Origin of the sequence: Arthrobacter sp. S2(2024) (assembly GCF_036662515.1) — a bacterium.
Classification (GTDB): domain Bacteria; phylum Actinomycetota; class Actinomycetes; order Actinomycetales; family Micrococcaceae; genus Arthrobacter.
Genome location: NZ_JAYKZI010000002.1, coordinates 285,568 through 309,154 on the forward strand (window position 1 = coordinate 285,568; position 23,587 = coordinate 309,154).

Consider the following 23,587-nt stretch of genomic DNA (forward strand, 5'->3'; position numbering starts at 1 on the left):
GCAATGAGCAATCAAGCAAACAGCTACACCGACGGCAGCTATGGCTACCCGGGCGGCCCGGCGTCGCAGGCGCAGCCAACGCAGGCGGCTAGGCGGTCCGACCCTGCCCGCAAAGCCCTGCTGGACGTCCGTCACGAAGTAGGCAAGGCCGTGGTCGGGCAGGATGCAACGGTGACGGGCATGCTCATCGCGCTGCTGTGCGGTGGCCACGTACTGCTTGAGGGTGTTCCGGGCGTCGCCAAAACCCTCCTGGTACGGGCCTTGTCCGCCGCGTTGAGCCTGGATACGAAGCGCGTCCAGTTCACTCCGGACCTCATGCCGGGCGACGTCACCGGCTCACTCGTCTACGACTCGCACACCTCGGAATTCACCTTCCGCGAAGGACCAGTGTTCACCAACATCATGCTGGCCGACGAAATCAACCGAACGCCGCCCAAGACCCAGGCGTCGCTGCTGGAAGCCATGGAGGAGCGCCAGGTATCCGTGGACGGACTCTCCCGGCCTTTGCCGTCGCCGTTCATTGTTGCCGCCACCCAAAACCCTGTCGAGTACGAGGGCACCTATCCCCTGCCCGAGGCGCAACTGGACCGCTTCCTGCTCAAGCTCTCCATGCCGCTGCCCGGACGTGCCGAAGAGATCGAAGTGGTCCGCAGGCACTCGGAAGGATTTGATCCGCGCAATTTGCTGGCTGCGGGAGTCAGGCCAGTAGCGGGCGTCGCCGAACTCCAGAATGCCCGCGACGCGGTGGCCGAAGTGACCGTGGCCCCCGAGATCCTCGGCTACATCGTGGACGTCGTGCGGGCGACGCGGGCAGCGCCGTCGTTCCAGCTGGGAGTCTCCCCGCGCGGCGCGACGGCGCTTCTGAACACCTCGCGTGCCTGGGCATGGTTGTCCGGGCGCAACTTCGTCACCCCCGACGACGTCAAAGCGCTCTCGTTGCCGTGTTTGAGGCACCGTGTCGGACTACGACCCGAAGCCCAAATGGACGGTGTGCATGTAGATGATGTCCTTGGCAGCATCCTGGCGTCCGTCCACGTGCCGCGCTGATTGGCCTCGCCTCATGACTCTCTACTTCGGGCAGTACTGAATGGCGATCACAGGCCGCTTTGTGCTGCTCGTTTTCGCCGCGTTGGCCCCCTTGCTGCTGTTTCCCGCGTGGAGTACGGTCCTTCTCGCCACCGCCTTGCTGCTGGCGTTGGTGTTGTCCGACCTCCTGCTGGCCGCGTCCCCGGCCAAAATCGCCCTTCAACGCAAGGATCCCGGGAATGTCACCCTGCACGCGGACACGGAGTCCGTTCTGACGCTGGAAAACGGCAATCGGCGTAGATTCCGCGGAGTGGTGCGTGACGCGTGGCAACCCTCCGCGGGGACGGTCGCCCCGGTCCAGCGTGTTGAAATCCCTGCTGGTGAGCGGCGTCGGATGTCGGTGGCTCTGAAGCCAACACGGCGCGGGGACCTGTCGGCACCGCACGTAACGCTCCGTTCCTTCGGCCCGCTCGGCCTGGCTGCCAGGCAACGCACCGTGACCCTTCCCGGCCGTCTTCGCGTTCTGCCGCCGTTCCATTCCAAGCGGCATTTGCCGTCCAAGCTGCGAAAACTCCGGGAGCTCGACGGCAAAGCGGCCGTGCAGATCCGCGGGGCCGGCACGGAATTCGATTCCCTCCGCGATTACGTCCGGGGCGACGACGTGCGCTCCATCGACTGGCGGGCAACCGCCCGGCGCACCGCCGTCGTCGTCCGGACCTGGCGACCCGAACGGGACCGCCGCGTCGTCATCATGCTCGATACCTCGCGCACGGCAGCAGCCCGAATCGACGACGAGCCCCGCCTGGACACCGGGATGGAAGCGGCTCTCCTGCTTGCGGTGCTGGCAGAGCGGGGCGGAGACCGCGTGGACTTCTTCGCTTTCGACAGGCGCGTCCGCGGGCGCGTCGATTCAGCGGCCAAAGGCAATCTGCTCGGCTCCTTGGTCCAGGCCATGGCTCCGCTGGAGGCGGAACTGATCGAGATGGACTGGGCCCAGATCCCGGCGCAAGTACGGGCCATTTCGGCGCACCGTTCCCTTGTGGTCCTGTTGACCTCGCTCGACAGCGGCGCACCCGAAGAAGGACTCATTCCTTTGGTGGCGCAACTCGTACGGCAGCACGTCGTGCTGCTTGGATCGGTGCGGGACCCCTTGCTGGGCCGAATGAAGGAAGAACGCACGACGGCGAGCCAGGTCTTCCGAGCCTCCGCCGCCGAACGTGCCCTGCTGGACCGTGAGGCCGTCAGCGCCCAATTGCGCCAGCTTGGGGCGGAGGTAGTCGACGCCGAGCCGTTGGAACTGCCGCCGCTCCTGGCGGATGCCTACATTCGGCTGAAGGCCGCGGGACGCTTATAGCCTTGCCAGGCGCCCAGTCCAGATATCAACAACCCGGAATCCGAGGAAAGCACATGAGCACACCCATCTACGAGTTGGCGCTGGGCGCTAAGTTCCGGCAATTGCAGCCCGAACTCCAGGACTACTTTTCCCTGGCCCCGGGCTCCGGATCTTACGGAATCGGCGAGGGCGTGTTCGACGTGGTCGGTTGCAGGCAGAAGTGGCTCCGCCCACTCCTTGCCACGGTTGCCGGCGAAGAGGCCTTCTTCCCCGAGTACGGCGAGCGCATCCCGTTCCGCATCGAAAATCATGCGCACCTTGATCCCTTCGGACGGTCCAGCCTCACGGCCCGGCGTGAAATATTCTTTCCCGGGCACACCCGCTTGTTCCATGACACCACTGTCGCGGAGGCCGCCCACGACGGTGGCACCCGCTTGGTCGACTATTTGGGCCGATACCGCAGGCTGGCCACGGCGTTGGACCTGGATGTCACCGCGGAAGGGCGTCTTCGCGGTGTCTCGGGTGCATCACGCCTGTTCCTGGGTCCGCTGAGGCTCAGCTTGCCGGCTTCCCTCGACGCAAAAGCCTACGCAGAGCAGTGGTGGGATGCGGCAGAAGGAAAGCATCAAATCCAGGTGAAGGTGCTGCAGCCGCAGGTCGGACTGGTGCTGGTCTATGCCGGCTCCTTCGACTACCGTTTGGCGCCCTCGCTGCCCGCGAACGATGGTGCAGTTGCCAAGCGTTCCGCCACTGCCGCCGTCGGGCTCCCCCGTTACGCCGAGCCGGACCGTTGGGAACGGCGCGTCTAGAAGGGCCCGGACGGCAGGCTAACCGAGCGCGATCTGGTTGAGCCCATCCGCAATCTGGGTCAAGCGGTTAAGAACCTCTTTAGCCCCCGACGGCGAGAATCCGGCCAGACCGTCCGACGGCGTGACCCGCACGGCACCCAGGCTCGACGCCGGCAGACCGAGTTGACGCCAAGGTTGCCAGACGGTGTCCACGAGCTCGGCGGTGCGTGGCAGGGTTGCCCGTGGATTCCCTACGGGCAAGACGCCGGCCCACAGGCGTTTGCCCGCTTCCACCGCAGTGGCAATCTGTTCCCACTGACGCGTGGTGAGTGCCTTGAGTGGTAGCGCGACGCCGTCAGCTCCGGAGGAGAGGATCTGCTGGATCGGGGCTTCGATTTCCGGAACGGAAACCACGGTCTCGGCCACTCCTGCGGCCCGCAGCGCGTCGATCACCAACCGCCAGGCTCCCGTGACTTCCTCGCCCGGGATGGATCGCAGGGTGCGGTAGCCACTCGCCGTCGGGATGGTGCCGGCCAGCACGGAGGAGATGTCCGGTTCGTCGAGCTGGACCACGATCGCGGCGCCGGGCACGGCAGCGCGGACTTTGGATACGTGCTCGGCGACACCGGCGGCCAAGGACTCCGCAATGTCCCTGCGGGCGCCGTAGTCAAGAAGGGCACGCTCCCCGTTATGCAAGTAAAGGCCCGCGGCTAGGCTCAAGGGGCCGCGCAGCTGAATCTTGAGTTCGTCGGCGGAGGATTCTTCCGAGCCGGCAACGTCGGCCAGGATATTGATGTCGGTGGCAAGGGCGGACTTCGCACGCCGCAGGTCTTTCCCCGGGCGGTCAACCAGGCGCCAGCCGTGCGGCTGCACATCGATTGCCAGCTCGACCAGGAGCGATGCCGTCCGGCCGAGGGCATCCGAGCCCACGCCACGATCCGGAAGCTCGGCCAGGAACGGCAGGTGCGGGCTGCCTAGTTCGCCGCGGATGATCCGGGCTGCCTCAGCAGGATCCGTTCCGGGCCAAGGACCCAATGCCGTGGCGCTGACCTGGTTCTGCGCGGTTTCGGCTTTCTGCGCGGTCTCGGCGGCCACGTGTTCAGGCCTGCGCGATGGAAGCCTGGTGGCCTTCGGCGATTGCCTCGTGGTGCCGGATGACCTCACTGATGATGAAATTCAGGAACTTCTCCGCGAAGGCAGGATCGAGGTGCGCTTCTTCGGCGAGCCGGCGGAGCCGCGCGATCTGGGCGGACTCGCGTCCCGGGTCCCCGGCGGGAAGCTTGTGCGTCGCCTTCAGGACTCCCACTTTCTGGGTGGCTTTGAACCGCTCCGCGAGGAGGAAGACGAGGGTGGCATCGATGTTGTCGATGCTGGAGCGGATGGAGAGCAACTCGTCCATGACGGCCTGGTCCACGCGGCCGGCGAGGGAGCTGGCGGGAGGATCGAAGGAGTCGGCGTCGGGGAGGGCGTGGTTCTGCTCGGTCATTCCTCCAGTCTAGGGTGTGCGGGCCGGCCCTTGAGGGGCAGAATGGGCATGTCCGCGCCGATGATAAGGAGAGCACGCATGAAAATCGCAGTTCTTGGCACCGGAATGGTGGGGCATACCCTGGCCGACAAATTGGTGGCGGTAGGCCACGAGGTCATGATGGGTTCCCGGGAAGCCGGCAATCCCAAGGGGACGGAGTGGGCGGCGCAGGCGGGTCCGGGGGCAAGCTCCGGTTCCTTCGCGCAGGCGGCAGCCATGGCCGAGCTCGTGGTCAACGCAACCCCGGGCATGGTCTCGCTCGCGGCGTTGAGCGAAGCCGGGGCTGCGAACCTGGCGGGCAAGGTCCTGGTGGATGTGTCCAATCCGCTGGATTTTTCCGCCGGCTTCCCGCCGTCGCTCTCCGTCTGCAATACCGACAGCATTGCCGAAACCATCCAGCGCTCCTTCCCCGCGGCGCGTGTGGTCAAGGCCCTCAACACCTTGACTGCTCCCCTGATGGTTGATCCGCTCAGGCTCGCCGATGGTGCCCATGACGTCTTCGTGGCGGGGAACGACGACGACGCGAAAACCACCGTCGTCGCGCTCCTGCGGGAGTTCGGCTGGCTTCCGGAACACATCCACGACCTGGGCGGCCTCGACGTTGCCCGTGGCCTTGAAATGTGGATGCCGCTGTGGCTCCGGATCTTCGTGCGCCAACCGAAGGACAAGCTCTTCAACATCAGCATCGTGTCCGAATAGCCGCGCAGAACGGACATGCCCGCCCTTCGTGGAGAAGGGCGGGCATGTCCGTTCTTGCGGATCGCCGCTTGGATGGAGGGCTAGATGCCCAGCAGCGCGCGGTTCTCTTCCCGGCGTCGGGCCTGTTCGTCAGGATCCGGCACCGGCAGCGAGGCAATGAGCTTGCGGGTGTAGTCGTGCTGGGGATTGCCCATGATCTGGCTGCCGATCCCTTGCTCCACGAGCTTGCCCTTGTACAACACGCCCACCCAGTGGGAGAGAATATCCACCACGGCGAGATCGTGGCTGATGAACAGCGCAGCAAAACCGAACTCTTCCTGGATGTCCTTGAACAGTTCCAGGACCTTTGCCTGCACGGAAACGTCGAGGGCCGAGGTGGGCTCATCGGCGATCAGGAGGCGCGGGTTGAGCGCGAGCGAACGCGCCAGCGAAGCGCGCTGGCGCTGCCCGCCCGAGAGCTCATGCGGAAAGCGTTCAGCGTACGACGCCGGCAATTGGACCGATTCGAGCAACTGCGCCACGCGCAGGCGTGCTTGGGCCGGGCTCGGGTGGGTATGGATCAGCAGCGGTTCCGCGACGCACTCGCCGATGGTCAGGTGAGGGTTGAACGAGGCAGCCGGGTCCTGGAAGACGAAGCCGATGTCCTTGCGCAGCGGCTTGAACGTGTGCTCCTTGAATCCCAGCATTTCGTAGCCAAGGACCTTGAGGCTGCCGCCGGTTGCCCTGTTGAGGCCTGCTATGGCGCGACCGATGGTGGACTTGCCCGAACCGGACTCGCCGACCAGGCCGAAGACCTCGTTCTCGGAGACCGTGAAGCTGACGTTGTCCACGGCCTTGAACCCTGGCTTGCCGAGGCGGCCCGGATACTCGATGGTGAGGTTCTTGGCCTCGACCAGGATCTTCCCGGTCTGGTGCAACCGTTCGGTGGCCCCCTCGGACGCTGAGTTGCGGCCAAGGTGCGGCACAGCGGCCAGCAGCTTCTTGGTGTAGTCCTGCTTCGGCTCGGCGAAAAGGACCCTCGCGGTGGCCTCTTCGACGACGTCGCCTTGGTACATGACAACGACGCGGTCGGCCAGGTCGGCAACGACACCCATGTTGTGCGTAATGAGCACAATCGAGGTGCCGTACTTGTCCCGCAAGTCCCGGAGCAACTGAAGGATCTCGGCCTGGACAGTGACATCCAGCGCCGTCGTCGGTTCGTCCGCCACGATCAAACCGGGGTTCAAGGCAAGCGCGGCCGCGATGACGACGCGCTGCTTCTGGCCTCCGGAAAGCTGGTGCGGATAGTAGTTGACGCGGGTTTCGGGATCGGGGATGCCCACCTTCCGCAGGGCTTCGGTGGCCCGTTTCTTGGCCTCCTTGGCCGAGATGCGGTGTCCGTCCGAGGCGTGTGCCCGGATGCCTTCGGCGATTTGCCAGCCAACCGTGAACACCGGGTTCAGGGCCGTTGAGGGCTCCTGGAAGACCATGGCCACGTCGCGGCCACGGATCTTGCGCAGTTTGGACGCGCTCACGCTGATGACGTTGTTGCCGTTGATCAGCACAGCCCCGGAGCTGATGGCCGTTTCAGGGAGGAGGCCGAGAATGGTCTTGGCCGTGACGGTCTTGCCGGAACCTGACTCCCCTACGATCGCCAGCACTTCGCCGGCTTTGACCTCGAGGCTGACGTCCTTGACCGCGTAGACGTCGCCGCTGTCGGTGGCAAAGGTGACTTTGAGCCGTTCGATGTCCAGGACGGGCTGCCCGGATGTCAGAGGCTGGTCCGAAATGTTGCCGATGTTGGTGGTCATGCCTTACCTGCTTCTGGTTCAGGAGCGGTGGTGGCCCCTGTGTTCGTGCCGTCGGTTCCAACTGCGGCCTTGGAGCGGGAGGCCTTGCCCCCAGCACGCTTGCGGCCGCGTAGGCGGGGATCGTTGAGATCGTTGATGCTTTCGCCGACCAACGTCAGCCCCAGCACGGTCAGGACGATCGCGATACCGGGGAAGACGCCGGTCCACCAAATGCCGGAGGACGCGTCCGCCATGGCCTTGTTGAGGTCGAAGCCCCATTCGGCGGCCGAGGACGGTTCAATGCCGAAGCCCAGGAAGCCAAGGCCCGCAAGGGTCAGGATCGCTTCGGAGGCGTTCAGGGTGAACATCAATGGAAGCGTCCTGGTGGCGTTCTTGAAGATGTGCCGGGTGATGATCCGGAGGCTGGACGCGCCCAGGACCATGGCCGATTCCACGAATGGCTCGGCCTTGAGCCGGATGGTTTCGGCCCGGATCACGCGGAAATACTGCGGAACGAACACCACGGTGATCGAGAAGGAACAGGCGAGGATGCCGCCCCAGAAGCTCGACTGGCCACGGCTGATGACGATCGACATGACGATCGCCAGGAGCAGGGAAGGAAAGGCATAAATGGCATCGGCGATGACTACCAGCACCCGGTCCAGCCAGCCACCGAAGTAACCACTGAGGAGGCCCAGCGCCACGCCGAGGAAGATGGACATCACGACGGCGACGACGATCACGGTCACCGCGGTCTGTGAACCCCACAGGACGCGGGAGAGGACGTCATAGCCGCCGACTGTGGTGCCGAGCAGGTGCTTGCCGCCGGGAGCCTCCTGGGTGGGGAACGAGCCTGTTGCGTCACTCAGCTGGGAATAGCCGTACGGCGCGATGAACGGCGCGAGCACGGTCGAAAGAAGGAAGAGCCCGGTCAGCACAAGCCCGGTGATGAGCATGCCCCGCTGGAGGCCGACGCTCTTTTTGACGTGGGAGATGACAGGAAGTCCGGACAGGAAGGACCTCTTCCGTCCTGAAATTGTTGCGGTGCTCATGTCAGTACCTCACTCGCGGGTCGATCAGCGCGGCGACGACGTCCACGACGAAGTTGGTAAATGCGACGATGACGGCCAGCAGCACCACGATGCCCTGGACCGCTACGAAGTCCCTCGCGTTCAGGTATTGGACCAACTGGTAGCCAAGGCCCTTCCATTCGAAGGTGGTCTCGGTGAGTACGGCTCCGCCGAGCATCAGGGCGATCTGCAAGCCCATGACGGTGATGATGGGGATAAGCGCCGGCTTGTAGGCGTGCTTCGTCACGAGTCGGAACTCGCTGACGCCGCGGGAACGGCCGGCCTCGACGTAATCCTTGCCCAGGGTCCCGATGACGTTGGTCCGGACGAGTCGCAGGAAAACACCCGCGGTCAGGAGGCCCAACGCGATAGCGGGCAAAACGGCGTGGGACACGACGTCGCCGAGTGCCGTGAGATTGCCGCTGCGCAGGGCGTCGAGCCAGTAAATGCCGGTGGGAGCGGCAAGTTGGCCCATGGTCAGCTCAGTGCGGGTGGATACGCGACCGGCCACTGGGAGCCACCCGAGCCAAACGGAGAACGTCAGCTTCAGTAGGAGTCCGGAGAAGAAGACCGGAGTGGCGTAGCAGAGGATGGCAAAGCAGCGAAGGAAAGCGTCAGACGCCTTGTCGCGCCGTTGCGCGGCGATCATGCCTAGCGGGATGCCGACCGCGAGCGCCACGATGAGCGCGTTGATCGAGAGCTCAAGGGTGGCTGCACCGAAGGTCGACAGCATTTCGACGACGGGCCGCCGGTCCGTGATGGTGGTGCCGAAGTTACCGGTGATCAACTGGCCCAGGTATTCGAAGTACTGGATGATGATCGGCCGGTCGTAACCGGCGTCGTGGATTCGCTGCGACAGGACATCCGGGGGAAGCCGGCCGCCCTGGGCTGCGGTGATGGGGTCTCCGATGACCCGCATGAGGAAGAAGACCAGAGTGACGAGGATGAAGATCGTGGGAATGATCAGGAAGAACCTGACCACGATGTACCTGCCGAGACCCCCGCCCGCTGATTTACTCTTGGGAGCGACCGCGTCCGGTTCGACGTCGGGCACCTCTATAAGTGTTGTCATTGCTACCTAAAGTTCATTGCCCGCGGATCGCGCGGGGTTTTGCTCAAAATGTGAGGCAATCAGCAATAAGGGGAGGCAAAGCACCTGTTGGCACCCGCCTCCCCCTACCGGCTGCTTACTTTGAAATAGTTCCCAGTCGGAACTTGAAGGAAGCGTCAAGCGTCTTGTCGACGCCGTTCACGCCCTTCGCCGAGATGGCAACCTGGGCACCCTGGAGCAGCGGCAAAGTGGAAATGTCCTTTGCCAGAGCGTTCTGGGCGTCCTTGATGGTGGATTCGCGAGCCGACTTGTCCGTGGTGGTCAGCTGCTTGTTGATCAGGTCGGTCACGGCCTGGTCGTTGAAGTGGTTCTTCAGGAAGCCGCCGTTCGGGAAGAACGGGGTCAGGTAGTTGTCGGGGTCGCTGAAGTCGGGGAACCAACCGAACTGGAAGAGCGGGTACTCGTCGGCGCGGCTGGCCTTGCTGTAGGTCACCCATTCGGTGGACTGCAGGTTCACCTTGAAGAGGCCCGACTTCTCGAGCTGGTCCTTGATCATGGCGTACTCGTCGCCCGAGGACTTGCCGTAGTGGTCCGGGTTGTACTGGAGGTTCAGCGTGACGACGTCCTTGACCCCGGCATCGGAAAGAACCTTCTTGGCTTTGTCCAAGCTCGGCTTTCCGTTGTCGCCGTAGGCATCCTTGAACGACTCGTTGGCGCCCAGGAAACCGCTGGGGACGTTGGAGTACAGCGGCAGGTAGGTGCCCTTGTAGACCTGGTCGGCGATTGCCTGGCGGTCAACGAGGTTGGCGATCGCCTGGCGCACGGCAAGTGCCTTGGCCGGGTCTGCACCGGTTGCCTTGGCGCCGAACGGCATGGTGTTGAAGTTGAACGTGATGTAGCGGATCTCGCCGCCGGGACCAACGTTGACCTTGACCTTGGAGTCCTTCTTGAGGTCGTCGACGTCGGTGGCGCTGAGGCTTCGGTTCGCAACGTCGATGTTGCCCTGCTGGATGTCCAGCTTCATGTTGGTCGGCTCGGCGTAGTACTTGATCGTTGCGGCGTCGTTGGCCGGCTTGCCCAGGACACCCTGGTAGTCAGGGTAGGCCTTGAGGCTGATGAGCTCGTTCTTCTTGTAGCTGTCGATCGTGTACTGGCCGTAGAACGCCTTGGCCTTGATGATGTCGTCATCCGAAAGGAGCTTGTCGGCAGGGAAGACCTGGTGGTCCACGATCGGCGCGGCCGGGCTGCTGAGGATCTGCGGGAAGGTCTGGTCGTTGGCGAGCTTCAGCTTGAAAACGGCCGTGTTGGCGTCCGGGGTGGTGACGCTGTCCAGGTTTTCGAGCAGGCTTGCCGGACCAGCGGGGTCGTTGATCTTGAGCTGGCGGTCGAAGGAAAACTTGACGTCGGTGGAGTCCAGCGTGTGGCCGTTGGCCCACTTGAGTCCGGGCTTCAGCTTGACGGTGTACTCGGTGGGCGACGTGAACGACGCCGACGCTGCCAGGTCCGGAACGGGGTCGGCGCTTCCTGGCTTCGAGTTGAGGAGGAAGGAATAGACCTGGTTCATCACCATGAAGGAACCGTTGTCGTACGAGCCTGCGGGATCGAGTGCGGTCACCTTATCGGTGGTGCCATAAGCGATCGGACCGCTGGCAGCTGAGGAAGCTGAACCGCCGCCGCCCGCCGGGCCCGTGCAGGCCGTCAAAGCGAATACGGAGATGCCCGCGAACGCGATAGCGCTTCGCAAGGCTTTTTTGTTCAATGCCATCAGTGAACTTTCTGTTCGATGGATACGGCGAACCGCCGTCGGTAATTTCTTAGGAGCGCATACTCCTGACTCCACGATTCAATCAGAAGCTTTTCTGGTGAAACGTTTGATTTTGTGAGTTGAGACACAAAATTTACTTTTCTTTTGGCGCATACTCGGCTAGGGGAAAGCGGCAGGCCGCACTGGACGCTGATGAAACAGGCCCGTTAGCGCTAACAGTCTTGCGAGCGCGGATTCACCCGCTGCGGCGAGTGGCCGGGCTTAGAGTTCCGCGCGCTGAAGCGACCGGGCGACGTCGATAGTTGCCTGGCCGAGGACACGGGTGCCTTGGTAGAGCACGATGGTCTGACCGGGGGCCACTCCGCGGAGGGGATCGACGAGGGTCACCACGAGGCCCTCGCGCTCGATGCCGGCGTCGTCGACATGCCGCTCGACCGAGGCCTTCGCGGGAACCGGATCGCCGTGGGCGCGCACCTGCGCATAGCAATCGAACTCGGCGCCGGTAGCCACCTCGGCGATGGGCAGGCCCGCCCAGGACACCTTGATCCCGCGGATCTCGTCGATGGCCAACAGGGCTTCGGGCCCGACGACCACCTTGTTTTCCTTGGGCCGGATTTCCAGCACGAAGCGCGGCTTGCCGTCAGCGGCGGGGGTACCCAGCTTGAGGCCGCGGCGCTGGCCTACGGTGAAGGCGTTGGCTCCGGGGTGCTCCCCTACCTTGGTTCCGGCCTCGTCCACGATGTCGCCGGTGGTCATCTCGATCTTCTCGGCGAGCCAGCCGGCCGTATCGCCGTCCGGGATGAAGCAGATGTCGTGGCTGTCCGGCTTGTTCGCCACGGACAGGCCGCGGCGTTCGGCCTCTGCGCGGACCTCGGCCTTGGAGGGAGTCTCCGCCAGCGGGAACATGGAGTGCTTGAGCTGTTCGTGGGTGAGGACCCCCAGCACGTAGCTTTGGTCCTTGGCCCAGTCTGCGGCGCGGTGGAGTTCGGGGTTGCCGTCCGCGTCCTGGATGACCTTGGCGTAGTGGCCGGTGCAGACCGCGTCGAAGCCCAGGGCGATGGCCTTCTCCAGCAGGGCGGCGAACTTGATCCGCTCGTTGCAGCGCATGCAGGGATTGGGAGTGCGGCCGGCCGCGTATTCATCGATGAAGTCCTGGACTACGTCTTCCTTGAAGCGCTCCGAGAAGTCCCAGACATAGTAGGGAATCCCCAGCACGTCGCAGGCACGCCAGGCGTCGCGGGAGTCTTCGATGGTGCAGCACCCGCGGCTGCCCGTGCGCAACGTTCCGGGCATGCGGGACAGCGCCAAGTGGACGCCGACGACGTCGTGCCCGGCCTCGACGGCGCGGGCGGCGGCAACAGCGGAGTCGACTCCGCCGCTCATGGCTGCAAGAACTCGCATGCTGGCTTTCTGTTGATGGTGGGGGGAAGAATTGCGGCTGAAGAGAGTAAGCGCGCCCAACTATTCTAGCGCCCGCGGGAATCCGCCCCAAAAATGCCTTGACCAGCATCCCGGACGATTCTAAAGTCAAAACTAACAGTTTTAGATCGCGGCTGCGCGCGCGTTGACGCACACGCAGACCGCGCATGCGAACCGCCAACGCCCCGCGAATCGAGTCACCATGGACACCGAACACATCCTGATTGCAGGCGGCGGACTGGCCGGCGCCACGGCTGCCAAGACACTGCGCTCCGAAGGATTCCAGGGCCGGATCACCGTGGTCTGCGCCGAGAATGAACAGCCCTACTTGCGCCCTCCACTCTCGAAGGAGTTCCTCCTGGGCAAGGCCGGCGAGGATACCGTCCCGGTGCTGGCGGCCGGCTGGTACGGGGAGAACGACGTCGAACTCCTCCTTGGCGAGGCGGTCGCGGCTGCCGATCCTGCCGCCCACACGGTGCATCTGCGATCAGGATCCGAGCTTCCGTTCAGCAAGCTCCTGATCGCCACGGGGGCGCAGCCGCGCCGGATTCCGCTCCCCGGTTCGGATCTTGCCGGTGTCATGACGTTCCGCACCTTCAATGATTCCCGCAGGCTCAAGGAAGAACTGTCCGGAGGAGGCCGGAATGTGGTGATGATCGGCTCGGGTTGGATCGGCATGGAGCTTGCCGCGGCCGCGAGCAGCTACGGAAACGCCGTGACCTTGCTGGGACTGGAAGACGTCCCGCTCGGCGTCGCCATCGGACCCGAACTGGGAGGCTTCTTCCGCAGCCTGCACGAAAAGCACGGCGTCCAGTTCCGGCTCCCCGCGAGCGCCGCGGAAATCACCGGCGTCGGGGGCAAGGCGAGCGCCGTTGTCACGAACTCCGGCGAGGTCCTCCCTGCCGACCTCGTGGTGATGGCCGTCGGGGTCGTTCCGGATACGGCCCTGGCCGAAGCAGCCGGCTTGGAGATCCGCAACGGAATCGTGGTGGATGCTTCGCTCCGGACCAGCAGTCCGGACGTGTTCGCAGCCGGAGACGTTGCCAATGCATTGCATCCCTTCACGGGCGAGCACCACCGCAGCGAGCACTGGTCCAACGCCCTCAACGGCGGCAAGGTCGCCGCCAAAGCGATGCTGGGACAGGACGCGATGCTGGACGTGGTCCCGTATTTCTATACGGACCAGTTCGACGTCTCGATGGAGTACTGGGGATATCCCACGCTCACGGCAGGTTCCGTGCCCGTCATCCGCGGCGCGTTGGAGGAAAACACCTTCCTCGCGTTCTGGCTACGGGATGGCGCCGTCGTGGCAGGCATGAGCGTCAACCAGCAACGGGTACAAAAGCCCGTCAAGGCACTCATTTCGGGGCGTATCCCGGTGGATGTGGACCGCCTGGCTGATCCTGCCGTTCCGCTGGATCAGTTGTTGCCGGCGAGCTGATTGCCGGCCTGACCGGCGGAGCCGCTACCGTGGCCGCGGGCCGCTGTTCCTGCGGTCTGGATGCTGGACTCGTGGCCGGCCATTCCGGCGAGCTTTGCCCTGGCATACGCGTCAGGCAGGGCCTTGAGCAGGGCGTCGACGTCGGCGTCGTTCGAAGAGTGCCCTAGGCTGAACCGCTGTGCCCCGCGGGCGGTGTCCTCGTCCAACCCCATGGCAAGCAGGACGTGCGAGGGCCTGGGGACTCCTGCCGTGCAGGCGGATCCGGTGGATGATTCGATGCCCGCGAGGTCCAGGAGGAACAGCAGGGAATCGCCTTCACAGCCGGGGAACGTGAAGTGGGCGTTGCCGGGCAGCCGGGCGTCTCCGGGCGCGCCGCGCAGCACTGCTTCGGGAATCGCGGCCCGGACCCCGTCGATGATCCGGTCCCGCAAGGCGCTGATCCGCTCGCGCTCTGCCACGAGGTTTTGGGCCGCCCACTCCGCTGCGGCGGCGAATGCCGCGATCGACGCCGTGTCCAACGTTCCCGAGCGGACGTCGCGCTCCTGCCCTCCCCCGTGCTGGACAGGGGTGACCTTGGTGGACCGCCCCAGGAACAGGGCACCCACGCCCACGGGGCCGCCGATTTTGTGGCTTGAGACCGACATCGCGGCGAGCCCGGATTCGCGGAAGCCCAGCGGAATCGAGCCGAAAGCCTGGACTGCGTCCGAGTGCACGGGGATGCCGTGGGCGGCCGCGATTTCCGCGATCTCCTTGACAGGCTGGATGCTGCCCACCTCGTTATTCGCCCACATGACGGTGACCAGGGCTACCGATCCCGGATCGCGCTCGATCTCCGCCCGTACAGCGTCCAGCCGCACGACGCCCTGGGAATCGACAGGAAGCCACACTGCTTCGGCCCCTTCGTGCCGTTCCAGCCATTCGACGGTGTCCTGCACCGCGTGATGCTCGACGGCGGAGCAAAGGATCCGCTTGCGGCGGCCGTCTTCGTCGTGGCGGGACCAATACATCCCCTTGACGGCGAGATTGTCTGCCTCGGTGCCGCCGGACGTGAAGATGAGCTCGGAAGGATGCGCCCCGGCCGCAGCCGCAATAGCTTCCCGCGCCTCTTCGACGGATCGCCGGGCACGCCGTCCGGAAGCGTGCAACGATGACGGGTTGCCGGTCCGTGCCAGCTCGCGGGTCATGGCGGTGAGGGCGACGGCGGCAAGGGGCGTGGTGGCGGCATGGTCCAGGTAAACAGGCACTACCCAAGTCTATCGAGACAGGCGGATCCGGGCTTCGGCGGCGGAAGACGCCTTTACGGGCCGCTTCTCCGATCGGGACTAGTCCGCCGGACTGATCAGGATGCCGGACGGATTTTGGCGCAGCAATGGCCTTCGCGGTTGTCGTCGGCGATCCGCTCCTCGGCAATTCCGCAGACGGCCGCCGCTCCGCTGAGGAAGGCGCCGTTCATGGCGCAGACGACGCTCGTGTGGCTTTCGGCCAGCCGGTGGAACGGGCAATTGACCAGGGAGTACCCGCCGTCGTCGTCAGGTTCCGGCCTGTAACCGTAGCTTGCCAGGACATCTTCGAAATGCGGCTCCGCACTGCCGGCCTCGCGGCCGCGGGCGTAGGCGGTTTCGAGGAGCACTTCGCGGGGGGAACCACCCTTCGCCATCAGGTTCTGGATGGCAGAAGCCATCACTTCACCGGCGAGGTCATAGTGGCGCTCCGGAACCGAGGCGCCGATCTCTTCAACGACAGGTGAATACAGCTTCGCCGGGCGCCCGGAACCCGGACCGACCTTGCCGCCGAGCTTGCGGAACTCAACACTCAGGAGTCCGTCGCGGACCAGCCGGTCCAGATGGAAGGAGGCCGTGCTGCGGGGAAGCCCGAGGGCCATCGCGGCGTCGTCCCGGCTGACGGCGTCGCGTGCCCCGCAGACGTGCTCGTACAGGCGGCGGCGGTTGCCGTCGTCGAGGGATGCCAAAGCGGAGAGTCGACGCAGCCAGGGAAGTCCGGTCATGCATCAAGCTTAACTCTAAAATCAACACTCATTGCTTAATTCCCTTGGACTTTCTAAAATCAAAGTATCCAGTTTTAGAAAGAAGGCATCATGAACACTGCATCATCCCCGGCCCAGGCGAAAACCGGATCGCTCATGTCCATGGATCCCCAGCGGCAGGCATTCCTGCTCCTCCGGACCGTGTTCACCGTGGCGCCGATCATTTTCGGCCTGGACAAGTTCACCAACGTGCTCACCCACTGGACGATCTACCTGGCGCCCGTGGCCACCTCCGTCATTCCCGTCCCGGCCCAGACCTTCATGTACATCGTGGGAGTCGTGGAGATTGTGGCCGGCATTGCGGTGGCGGTCCGGCCACGCTTTGGCTCGCTCCTGGTGGCGGTCTGGCTTCTGGGCATCATCGTGAACCTGCTGGTGCTGGGCAACTTCTTCGACGTCGCCCTCCGCGACTTCGGCCTGCTTGTGGGCGCACTCGCGCTCAACCGCCTGGCCGTCGCCTCGCAAGCTGACGGCCAGGCTTAGGCCAATACCCGCAGGGCGCCCGGAACCACGTCGATGTCCAAGGGAAGATGGCCGATCCGCTCACCATCGGCGTAGGCCACCACATTCTCGGCGGCAAGCCGCACTGAACGCACCCGGCGGATTTCCACCGCCGGGTGCGAGGTATGCCGGCCGGAGAAGACCCTGGGGAAGACAGCGAGGAGGGCCAGCCGGGATAACGGCTTGACGATAAACAGATCCAACAAACCGTCGTCGGGCGCGGCATCCGGAACGATCCGCATGCCGCCGCCGATCGATGGGGCGTTGGCCACCGAAATCAGCATGGCGCCTTCCTTCGTTTCCGCGCCGTCGGCAGTCACGGTGTAGTTGATGGCCCGGAACGATCCAAGCTCCCGGAGCATCGCCAGGGTGTAGCGGAGTGCACCGCGGGGCCACCTCCAGGAGTTTGCCCGTTCATTGACGGCAGCGTCGAATCCCGCCGATACAGCTCCCGCAAACCACACGGTCCGTCCGCCGGTGGTGATGCGGCCGGCGTCGAGCACCCGGCCGCCGTCGGCGAGCGCCGAAATCACGCGGGCACAGGAGCCCTCGACATCCTGCAGAGGCAGCCCAAGCATCCGGGCTACGTCGTTTCCCGTACCCACGGGAACAATCCCGAGCGGCAACCCGGTCCCGCTCAGTGAGTTGACGCCCAGATGGACCATGCCGTCGCCGCCCACCACCACCAAGGCTTCGGCGCCTGTGCGAAGCGCTTCGTCCACCGCTTCCCGCAGGGCGTCCATGCTGTCGCGCCGAAGTACGACGACGTCGAGACCCGCCTCGTGGAGGCAGCGGGCGGCCTCGTCCCCGGCAAGGGCGTGCCGTCCAAACGCTGCGGTTGGATTGACCGCCAGCACGATCCTTCGGCGGAGAGATCCGTTCAGTCCGTGAGGGCCGGTACTTGGCAGGTGAATAGGATGATCGGGGCCGGCCGGGGAGTTCACAGCATGAATCATCCCACCGGTAGGGGCGTGATCCGGGGAACTAAAGCCCGGGCCGCCGTCGTTCTCATGGTGGGCTGGCTAGACTTGCCAAGATCGCCGCTCCGCACCGGGACGGCGGGAAACTTCAGAATCCCAGAGAAAGGCCCGTGGTTGGCTCAGGGCAGCAGTTCCCACTATCAGATCCTCCGGGTTCCCGTCACCGCGACGGACAAGGAGATCAAAGTGGCCTACAGGAAGGCCGCGAGGAACGCCCATCCGGACCATGGCGGGGATCCTGAGGTCTTTCGGCAGGTCACGCTCGCGTACGAGACCCTGATCGACCCCAAGCGACGCGCAGAGTACGACCGGCGGTACGCCAGCGGCACTTCCGGCAGGGCGAACCCTTTCCCGGCGCAAAGGCCGGATTACGCCGGGACCGGCGCTCCAGGGCCGGAAACCCGCACCGGCGTCCACAGGCCGAACACCCCGCGCAACACGGCCGGCGACGCCCCCGTCTATGTCCCGCCCTTCGATGATCCCCACGAGGTGCCCCTGCTCTCCAAGGGCGAGGCCGCCTTGCAGATCCACGGGATTCCCCGGAAGCGTGGAATCTTCGGGGCCGAAGCCCGCATTCAGCGCGAAATGCGGACAGTCCAGCTCATCAGCCGCCAGATCCTGCCTGCCATCCCGTCGGCCCGGCTCGTCAACGGGCTCCGCTCCCCCTCGGACGACAGCCACATCGACCACGCCCTCCTCGCCGGCTACCGCCTGGCGCTCATCGGTTCCATGCTGCTGCCCAAGGGCGCCTATGCCTGGGACGGGGTGGCGCTCAAGCACGGCGGACGTTCGGTGCCACCGCCCCAGCTCGAGCTGATCGTTCGCCACATGCAGGAGATCTTCCCCGAACTGAATGTAACGGGTTGGGTAGTCGTCCACAGCCCGGACGGCAACCCCCACGAGCCGGTCATCGACCACTACCGGCGCCAGGACGGGGACTTCGGTTCGGTGCAAATCGTCAACGCCTCCGGTTTGGCCCGCGGCCTCAAGCAGTTCCTGAGTTCGGGCCCCGTGCCCAACACCGTGGTTGTCCCGGTTCTTGCCCGGTTGCTCCGCGGCATGCACTGAGCCCGCAGGAGCCACCCCGTATTTTCGCTGGCTAGGATTGATACGTGTTCCGCATCCTCTTCCACACCCCTGAAATCCCGGGCAACACGGGAAACGCCATCCGGCTCGCCGCCATCACCGGCGCAGAGCTCCACCTCGTGGAGCCGTTGGGCTTCGACTTCTCCGACGCGAAGCTGCGCCGAGCAGGACTCGACTACCACGACCTGGCGGTGGTCACGGTGCACAAGGACATCGAGGCCGCATGGGCGGCTTTGCAGCCCGAGCGCGTCTTCGCGTTCACGTCCGACGGCGAATCCTCCTATACGGACATCGCTTACGAGGAGGGCGATGTCCTGATGTTCGGACCCGAGTCCGTCGGGCTTCCGGACTGGCTGAAGCAGGACCCGCACGTCACGGCCCGCGTCCGGCTCCCCATGCTGCCGTCCCTGCGCTCGCTGAACCTTGCCAACGCTGCCTCTATCGCGGTGTATGAAGCCTGGCGCCAACACGGTTTTGCGGGCGCGAAGCTCTAGCGGGCCTGCTCGTCCGCCCGGACATCCACTAGGTCACCTCCGCGGGTCACCCATCCAAAGCTCCCCCTGCGCCGAATACCCTATGCAGGCCAACAGCCTGGGCAGGCAGCTGGCCTGCGAAGCAGGGCCGGTGGGCGACGGCCGCGGAAGGGGCACAGGTGACTACTCTCAAGACCCGCAGTGCTTCTGGTACTGCCAGGGTCACGAGCAACCTATGCTGGACGGTGATGGATACACCGAATGTGGGAGGCCCCGAGGCCCCCGGCCTGATTGCCGGCTCGAATGCGCAGCTTGCGGAGTTGCTGGGGTTGATGGCCGACGGCGACCGGGTCGCCTTCAGCGAGTTCTACCGCCTCACTGCGCGGCGGGTCTTCGGCATGGCCAAGCGAGTGCTGGTGGATGCCGGCCTGAGCGAAGATACCACCCAGGAAGTGTTCATCCAGGTCTGGCAGAACGCGGCCAAGTTCGATCCCGAGGCCGGCAGCCCGCTCGCGTGGCTCATGACCATCACCCACCGGCGCGCTATCGACCGCGTCCGCTCGGCCCAGTCCGCCACGGACCGGGAAGCGAAATACGGCGCCGCGAGCCAACTCCTTGACCACGATTCAGTGGAAGAAGAAGCCAGCAGCCGGCTTGAAGCCGAGGCCGTCACCCGTTGCCTCGGCACCCTGACGGAAACGCAATTGGAATCCGTACAGCTCGCCTACTATGGCGGGCTCACCTACCGGGAGGTCGCCGAACAACTCGGTGCCGCGATTCCGACCATCAAGTCCCGCATCCGCGATGGACTTCTCCGACTCAAGACTTGCCTGGGGGTGAGCTGACATGACCGAACACGATGACAACAAACGGAACTTCGGGAAGGAAGGCCTCCGCAGGATGTTTGCCAACGATATAGCCACGGACCTTGCCGAAGGCCGCGCCTTGGAGCTTGCCGAGATCTATGCCCTCGACGCCTTGAGCGACGCCGAGCGTGCTGAAATCGACAATTACATTGCCACGGCGCCTGAACGCTCGGCGTTCCTCGAACGGGTCCGGCAGTCACGCGAAGCCCTCACCGCTTCCTTCGCCGACGAGGCCGAACCGCGGCCCGGGCTCTTGCAGGACATCCTGCGGCAACTCCCGGAACAACCACGAACTACACAAACCGGCACAGCGTCCGCGCCGTCGTCGGTTCCCGAAGTACCGACTGGACCCGCAACGCACGTTGCCCCCGACGTCGTGGACCTCGCCGCCGAACGGAACCGACGGGATCGCCGACGCTTCGGAGGCGTCCGTGGTTGGGTGGCAGCCGCTGCGGCTGCCGCGGTGATTGCGCTTGGCGGCGTGGGCGTCGGCGTCTACGTAGCCGGTCAGAACGATCCCGTGAACCAAGTGCTGCAGGCCGGCGATGTCCGTCAAGCCACCGTCGACGTCAACGGTGGCGGTACCGCCACCGTGTCCATCTCCAGCTCGAAGAACGCCGTGGTAGTCCGCATGAACGGAGTTCCCGCTCCCCCGGCCGGCAAGGTCTATCAGATGTGGCTCATTCCCAAGGACGGCTCCGACCCTGTATCCCAGGGCCTTATGGATGCCCAGGCATTGAGCCATCCGGCGGTTGTCTCCGGCATTTCCAGCGCGGCGTCCATCGGCATCACGGTTGAACCCGTGGGTGGCTCCAAGAAACCGACCCTCCCCACTGTCGCTGCAGCACCTCTCACCTAGAGCGAGAGGCCCTGCCCGCCGTTGGCTCTTGCGGCAGGGCTTGACCTTGACGTTACGTCAACTTCTACGCTGGATACATGAAGCAGGACAAGGCAGGTACCTGGACCATTTCCGAGCTGGCCAAGGCCAGCAAGGTCTCCTCGCGGACTTTGCGCCACTATGGCCACCTCGGGCTGTTGGAGCCTGCCCACACAGGATCCAACGGCTACCGGTATTACGGTCAGCCTGAGCTGCTGCGACTGCAGCGGATCCTTCTGCTTCGTGAACTTGGCCTTGGGCTCGAGACCATCGGCGAAGTTCTGGATGGCCAGGCCGACCCTGTGGAGGCACTTGCCGTGCACAGGGATTGGCTGCTGGCCGAGCGCGACCGACTGGACCGGATGTCCCGGACGGTCGACGCCACTATCGCAGCACTACGTCAAGGAGAAACCATGACCGCGGAGAACATCTTCAAGGATTTCGACAACAACCCCTACGAGGCCGAGGCTCGCGAGCGCTGGGGCGATCGTGCCGTCGACGAGAGCAACGCCCGGCACTCGGCGATGACCACAGCCCAAAAGCAGGCGTTCATGGAAGAGTACGCGGCGCTGAACCAGGATCTTGCCCACTGCTTCGACGCCGCCCTTCCGGCGGACCACCCGGACGTCCAGGCCGCCGTCGGCCGGCATTACAAGTGGATCTGCGCGAGTTGGACGCCAAACGCCGAATCCTACGTAGGCCTGGGACAGATGTACGTGGACGACCCCCGGTTCACTGCAAATTACGACAAGGTCCGGGTAGGCCTGGCGCCCTACCTGCTCGAAGGCATCAAGGTCTACGCAGCGCAAAAGCTCAGTTAAGGCACTCTTGCCGAAAAGCGCGACGGCGGCCCGTCCCCATTGGAAACACAGGGGACGGGCCGCCGTCGTACCGGCTGCTAAGCAGCCCCGCTAAATGATCAGCGAGAGCACCATGATGAAGCCGAAGCCGACCACCGAGATGAGTGTCTCCATCACCGACCAGGTCTTGAACGTCTGCCCGACCGTCAGGCCGAACAGTTCCTTCACGAGCCAGAACCCGGCGTCGTTGACGTGGGACAGGAAGAGCGAACCGGCACCGATGGCCAAGGCAAGGAGTGCCGCGTGGGTCGGGCTCAGGCTGCTTGCCAACGGAGCCACGATGCCCGCAGCCGTGACAGTGGCAACTGTCGCCGAGCCCGTGGCCAGGCGAAGCGCCACGGCCACCAGGAACCCCAGGACCAGCACGGACATGTTGGCGCCTTCGGCCCATTTCTTGACTGCGTCACCGACTCCGGCACCGATGAGGGTCTGCTTGAAACCGCCGCCCGCGCCCACGATCAGCAGGATCGCGGCGATCGGTCCGAGGCTGCTGCTGAGCTTGGAGGTGATCTTGCTACCGGTGAAACCGACCGCGTAGCCGAAGGTCACCATGGCGGCGAGCACGGCCAGGGTCATCGCAACGAGGGGCTGGCCAATGAAGTCCAGGACGGTGCGGATCATGGGTGCCGTCTTGGGATCGGCCCAGACGATGTCCGCGACGGCCTTCAACAGCATGAGCACCACCGGGAAAATGATGGTCAGCAGGGTGACCAGGAAGCTGGGCTGACGCTTCACTTCGCTGAGGTCGACGGCGTGCTTGGTGTCGACGCCGCCGGCCACCGCAGGAGCATCAACTGGGACCCAGCGCGCGGCCAAGCGGGAAAACAGCGGTCCACAAATGATCACGGTGGGAACGGCCACCAGGAGCCCAAGAGCCAGGGTGGTGCCCAGTTCAGCCTTCACCGCGCTGATGGCGATGAGTGGGCCCGGGTGCGGCGGGACCAGTCCGTGCAACACGGACAAACCCGCGAGGGCCGGAATGGCAATGCGCATGAGCTTCATCTGCGAGCGCTGGGTGACCAGGACGATCACCGGAAGCAGCAGGACGAGGCCGATCTCAAAGAACATCGGGAGGCCGATGATGACCGCAACCAAAGTGATCATCCAGACCACTTTGTTGCCGCTGGCTTTCTCCAACAAGGTGTCCACCACGCGGTTTGCGCCGCCGGAGTCCGCCAGGAGCTTGCCGAGCATGGCGCCGAGGGCAATCAGGAGGCCGACCTCTTTAAGGACGCCGCCCACGCCGTCTTCGAAGTTGCTGACCACTTTATCGAGGCCGACTCCCGATGCCAGGCCGACGAAGGCCGAACCTAGCACGAGGGACAAGAACGGATGGACCTTGAATTTCGCGATCAGCAGGACGATCAGCGCGATGCCGATAGCCGCGACCAACAGGAGTTGGGTATCGTGCCCGGTCCAGTTCACGCTGCATCTCCGGTTGTGTGTGCCGGCTGTGCCTCAAGGCCGAGCCGTTCGATGATTTCGTCTGCCTCTTCGGCAGGAGAAGCGGAGACGCACAGCGAGATGTGGTTCTCGTCCTCGGTGGGCGCTTCCAGCGCATCGAATTGGGATTCCAGCAGCGAAGCAGGCATGAAGTGCCCGTGGCGCGAAGCCAGCCTGTCGGAAATCTTGTCCTTGCTCCCCTGGAGGAAGACGAACACAACGCCCTCGCCGCGCAAGACGTCCCGGTAGCGCTTCTTCAAGGCCGAGCACGTGATGATGCCCGGCTTTCCAGCTGCCGTACGCTCCTTGATCCAATCGGCAATGATGTCCAGCCACGGCCAACGGTCCTCATCACTGAGTGCGTGCCCCGCCTGCATCTTTGCCACGTTCGCTTCCGGGTGCAGGTCGTCGCCTTCGGCGAGGTCCCAGCCCAGACGTCCGGCCAATACGCCGGCCACTGTCGATTTACCGGAACCGGAGACGCCCATGATCACCAATACCGGTTGTTGTGCAGTCTTCGCCATCAAAGTCTGCCTCTCTCAATTAAATATGATTTAAACGAGACTAAGCA

The 23,587-nt window shown here is 64.6% G+C and carries 23 protein-coding genes; 11 read left to right on the forward strand and 12 right to left on the reverse strand.

What is annotated here, in order from left to right:
- The first annotated feature begins 3 nt into the window (after window positions 1-3).
- Genes VLA65_RS04965 through VLA65_RS04975 form a run of 3 tightly spaced genes read left to right on the forward strand, consistent with a single transcriptional unit; the run spans window position 4 to window position 3,168 of the window.
- Window positions 4-1,047 (forward strand): AAA family ATPase, encoded by a 1,044-nt coding sequence (locus tag VLA65_RS04965; protein ID WP_332601931.1) that lies wholly within the window; start codon window positions 4-6, stop codon window positions 1,045-1,047.
- A gap of 40 nt (window positions 1,048-1,087) precedes the next feature.
- A complete protein-coding gene (locus tag VLA65_RS04970; RefSeq protein ID WP_284991551.1) occupies window positions 1,088-2,380 on the forward strand; it encodes a DUF58 domain-containing protein in 1,293 nt (430 codons plus the stop codon).
- Window positions 2,381-2,433: 53 nt separating this feature from the next.
- The gene (locus tag VLA65_RS04975; RefSeq protein WP_059387537.1) at window positions 2,434-3,168 is read left to right on the forward strand and encodes a DUF4166 domain-containing protein; all 735 of its coding nucleotides are present in this window, start codon (window positions 2,434-2,436) and stop codon (window positions 3,166-3,168) included.
- A gap of 18 nt (window positions 3,169-3,186) precedes the next feature.
- Here VLA65_RS04975 and VLA65_RS04980 read toward each other — a convergent pair whose 3' ends face one another.
- Together VLA65_RS04980 and VLA65_RS04985 are read right to left on the reverse strand one after the other, a co-directional pair.
- Window positions 3,187-4,242 (reverse strand): hypothetical protein, encoded by a 1,056-nt coding sequence (locus tag VLA65_RS04980; RefSeq protein ID WP_332601932.1) that lies wholly within the window; start codon window positions 4,240-4,242, stop codon window positions 3,187-3,189.
- A 4-nt stretch (window positions 4,243-4,246) separates the two neighbouring features.
- Window positions 4,247-4,633: a chorismate mutase gene (locus VLA65_RS04985; RefSeq protein ID WP_332601933.1), complete on the reverse strand. Its 387-nt coding sequence runs from the start codon at window positions 4,631-4,633 to the stop codon at window positions 4,247-4,249.
- 78 nt (window positions 4,634-4,711) lie between these two features.
- Between VLA65_RS04985 and VLA65_RS04990 the strand changes: the two genes are divergently transcribed.
- Window positions 4,712-5,371 (forward strand): NADPH-dependent F420 reductase, encoded by a 660-nt coding sequence (locus VLA65_RS04990; RefSeq protein ID WP_332601934.1) that lies wholly within the window; start codon window positions 4,712-4,714, stop codon window positions 5,369-5,371.
- An 80-nt stretch (window positions 5,372-5,451) separates the two neighbouring features.
- Here VLA65_RS04990 and VLA65_RS04995 read toward each other — a convergent pair whose 3' ends face one another.
- The 5 genes from VLA65_RS04995 to mnmA all read right to left on the reverse strand — a co-directional run bounded on the left by VLA65_RS04995 (window position 5,452) and on the right by mnmA (window position 12,409).
- Window positions 5,452-7,161, reverse strand: coding sequence for an ABC transporter ATP-binding protein (locus VLA65_RS04995; protein ID WP_332601935.1), 1,710 nt, complete (start codon window positions 7,159-7,161; stop codon window positions 5,452-5,454).
- Window positions 7,158-8,192 (reverse strand): ABC transporter permease, encoded by a 1,035-nt coding sequence (locus tag VLA65_RS05000; RefSeq protein ID WP_332601936.1) that lies wholly within the window; start codon window positions 8,190-8,192, stop codon window positions 7,158-7,160. The genes VLA65_RS04995 and VLA65_RS05000 overlap by 4 nt, the downstream gene beginning before the upstream one ends.
- A gap of 1 nt (window position 8,193) precedes the next feature.
- The gene (locus tag VLA65_RS05005; protein ID WP_332601937.1) at window positions 8,194-9,282 is read right to left on the reverse strand and encodes an ABC transporter permease; all 1,089 of its coding nucleotides are present in this window, start codon (window positions 9,280-9,282) and stop codon (window positions 8,194-8,196) included.
- A gap of 115 nt (window positions 9,283-9,397) precedes the next feature.
- Window positions 9,398-11,026, reverse strand: coding sequence for an ABC transporter substrate-binding protein (locus tag VLA65_RS05010; protein WP_059387532.1), 1,629 nt, complete (start codon window positions 11,024-11,026; stop codon window positions 9,398-9,400).
- Between the two features lie 261 nt (window positions 11,027-11,287).
- A complete protein-coding gene (mnmA, locus tag VLA65_RS05015; RefSeq protein WP_370872699.1) occupies window positions 11,288-12,409 on the reverse strand; it encodes a tRNA 2-thiouridine(34) synthase MnmA in 1,122 nt (373 codons plus the stop codon).
- Window positions 12,410-12,647: 238 nt separating this feature from the next.
- Here mnmA and VLA65_RS05020 point away from each other — a divergent pair, with 238 nt between their 5' ends.
- On the forward strand, window positions 12,648-13,886 hold the full coding sequence (locus VLA65_RS05020) for an NAD(P)/FAD-dependent oxidoreductase (protein WP_332601938.1): 1,239 nt from the start codon (window positions 12,648-12,650) through the stop codon (window positions 13,884-13,886).
- Here VLA65_RS05020 and VLA65_RS05025 read toward each other — a convergent pair.
- Together VLA65_RS05025 and VLA65_RS05030 are read right to left on the reverse strand one after the other, a co-directional pair.
- Complete coding sequence (locus tag VLA65_RS05025; protein ID WP_306961073.1) at window positions 13,865-15,130, reverse strand: cysteine desulfurase family protein; 1,266 nt, start codon at window positions 15,128-15,130, stop codon at window positions 13,865-13,867. The genes VLA65_RS05020 and VLA65_RS05025 overlap by 22 nt on opposite strands.
- 95 nt (window positions 15,131-15,225) lie before the next feature.
- On the reverse strand, window positions 15,226-15,891 hold the full coding sequence (locus VLA65_RS05030; RefSeq protein ID WP_332601939.1) for a helix-turn-helix transcriptional regulator: 666 nt from the start codon (window positions 15,889-15,891) through the stop codon (window positions 15,226-15,228).
- A 90-nt stretch (window positions 15,892-15,981) separates the two neighbouring features.
- Here VLA65_RS05030 and VLA65_RS05035 point away from each other — a divergent pair, with 90 nt between their 5' ends.
- Window positions 15,982-16,413 carry a hypothetical protein gene (locus VLA65_RS05035; protein ID WP_332601940.1) on the forward strand — a complete coding sequence of 144 codons (432 nt, stop codon included), beginning with the start codon at window positions 15,982-15,984 and terminating at the stop codon, window positions 16,411-16,413.
- Here the strand turns inward: VLA65_RS05035 and VLA65_RS05040 are convergent.
- Window positions 16,410-17,288, reverse strand: a complete 879-nt coding sequence (locus VLA65_RS05040; protein ID WP_332601941.1) for a diacylglycerol/lipid kinase family protein — start codon at window positions 17,286-17,288, stop codon at window positions 16,410-16,412. The two genes, VLA65_RS05035 and VLA65_RS05040, sit on opposite strands and share 4 nt — an antisense overlap.
- 237 nt (window positions 17,289-17,525) lie before the next feature.
- Here VLA65_RS05040 and VLA65_RS05045 point away from each other — a divergent pair, with 237 nt between their 5' ends.
- From VLA65_RS05045 to VLA65_RS05065, 5 genes are all read left to right on the forward strand, one after another.
- Window positions 17,526-18,479 (forward strand): J domain-containing protein, encoded by a 954-nt coding sequence (locus VLA65_RS05045; RefSeq protein ID WP_284991540.1) that lies wholly within the window; start codon window positions 17,526-17,528, stop codon window positions 18,477-18,479.
- 44 nt (window positions 18,480-18,523) lie between these two features.
- Complete coding sequence (locus tag VLA65_RS05050; protein ID WP_059387528.1) at window positions 18,524-18,991, forward strand: tRNA (cytidine(34)-2'-O)-methyltransferase; 468 nt, start codon at window positions 18,524-18,526, stop codon at window positions 18,989-18,991.
- Between the two features lie 227 nt (window positions 18,992-19,218).
- On the forward strand, window positions 19,219-19,815 hold the full coding sequence (sigK, locus tag VLA65_RS05055; RefSeq protein WP_332601942.1) for an ECF RNA polymerase sigma factor SigK: 597 nt from the start codon (window positions 19,219-19,221) through the stop codon (window positions 19,813-19,815).
- Window position 19,816: 1 nt separating this feature from the next.
- Window positions 19,817-20,695 (forward strand): anti-sigma factor, encoded by an 879-nt coding sequence (locus tag VLA65_RS05060; protein WP_332601943.1) that lies wholly within the window; start codon window positions 19,817-19,819, stop codon window positions 20,693-20,695.
- Window positions 20,696-20,772: 77 nt separating this feature from the next.
- Complete coding sequence (locus tag VLA65_RS05065) at window positions 20,773-21,534, forward strand: MerR family transcriptional regulator (protein ID WP_306961083.1); 762 nt, start codon at window positions 20,773-20,775, stop codon at window positions 21,532-21,534.
- Window positions 21,535-21,624: 90 nt separating this feature from the next.
- Here the strand turns inward: VLA65_RS05065 and VLA65_RS05070 are convergent, their stop codons facing one another.
- Together VLA65_RS05070 and VLA65_RS05075 are read right to left on the reverse strand one after the other, a co-directional pair.
- Window positions 21,625-22,998 (reverse strand): GntT/GntP/DsdX family permease, encoded by a 1,374-nt coding sequence (locus tag VLA65_RS05070; RefSeq protein ID WP_332601944.1) that lies wholly within the window; start codon window positions 22,996-22,998, stop codon window positions 21,625-21,627.
- Complete coding sequence (locus VLA65_RS05075) at window positions 22,995-23,540, reverse strand: gluconokinase (protein WP_059387524.1); 546 nt, start codon at window positions 23,538-23,540, stop codon at window positions 22,995-22,997. The genes VLA65_RS05070 and VLA65_RS05075 overlap by 4 nt, the downstream gene beginning before the upstream one ends.
- Window positions 23,541-23,587 lie beyond the last annotated feature (47 nt).

Bases quoted from the DNA above. Each gene is read 5' to 3' on its own strand.
- VLA65_RS05075 (WP_059387524.1), bottom strand. From the start codon at position 23,540: ATGGCGAAGACTGCACAACAACCGGTATTGGTGATCATGGGCGTCTCC.
- VLA65_RS04965 (WP_332601931.1), top strand. From the start codon at position 4: ATGAGCAATCAAGCAAACAGCTACACCGACGGCAGCTATGGCTACCCG.
- VLA65_RS04985 (WP_332601933.1), bottom strand. From the start codon at position 4,633: ATGACCGAGCAGAACCACGCCCTCCCCGACGCCGACTCCTTCGATCCT.
- VLA65_RS05020 (WP_332601938.1), top strand. From the start codon at position 12,648: ATGGACACCGAACACATCCTGATTGCAGGCGGCGGACTGGCCGGCGCC.
- sigK (WP_332601942.1), top strand. From the start codon at position 19,219: ATGGATACACCGAATGTGGGAGGCCCCGAGGCCCCCGGCCTGATTGCC.
- VLA65_RS04990 (WP_332601934.1), top strand. From the start codon at position 4,712: ATGAAAATCGCAGTTCTTGGCACCGGAATGGTGGGGCATACCCTGGCC.
- VLA65_RS05000 (WP_332601936.1), bottom strand. From the start codon at position 8,192: ATGAGCACCGCAACAATTTCAGGACGGAAGAGGTCCTTCCTGTCCGGA.
- VLA65_RS05060 (WP_332601943.1), top strand. From the start codon at position 19,817: ATGACCGAACACGATGACAACAAACGGAACTTCGGGAAGGAAGGCCTC.
- VLA65_RS05065 (WP_306961083.1), top strand. From the start codon at position 20,773: ATGAAGCAGGACAAGGCAGGTACCTGGACCATTTCCGAGCTGGCCAAG.
- VLA65_RS04995 (WP_332601935.1), bottom strand. From the start codon at position 7,161: ATGACCACCAACATCGGCAACATTTCGGACCAGCCTCTGACATCCGGG.
- VLA65_RS05005 (WP_332601937.1), bottom strand. From the start codon at position 9,282: ATGACAACACTTATAGAGGTGCCCGACGTCGAACCGGACGCGGTCGCT.
- VLA65_RS05035 (WP_332601940.1), top strand. From the start codon at position 15,982: ATGAACACTGCATCATCCCCGGCCCAGGCGAAAACCGGATCGCTCATG.
- VLA65_RS04975 (WP_059387537.1), top strand. From the start codon at position 2,434: ATGAGCACACCCATCTACGAGTTGGCGCTGGGCGCTAAGTTCCGGCAA.
- VLA65_RS05010 (WP_059387532.1), bottom strand. From the start codon at position 11,026: ATGGCATTGAACAAAAAAGCCTTGCGAAGCGCTATCGCGTTCGCGGGC.
- mnmA (WP_370872699.1), bottom strand. From the start codon at position 12,409: ATGAGCGGCGGAGTCGACTCCGCTGTTGCCGCCGCCCGCGCCGTCGAG.
- VLA65_RS04970 (WP_284991551.1), top strand. From the start codon at position 1,088: ATGGCGATCACAGGCCGCTTTGTGCTGCTCGTTTTCGCCGCGTTGGCC.
- VLA65_RS05030 (WP_332601939.1), bottom strand. From the start codon at position 15,891: ATGACCGGACTTCCCTGGCTGCGTCGACTCTCCGCTTTGGCATCCCTC.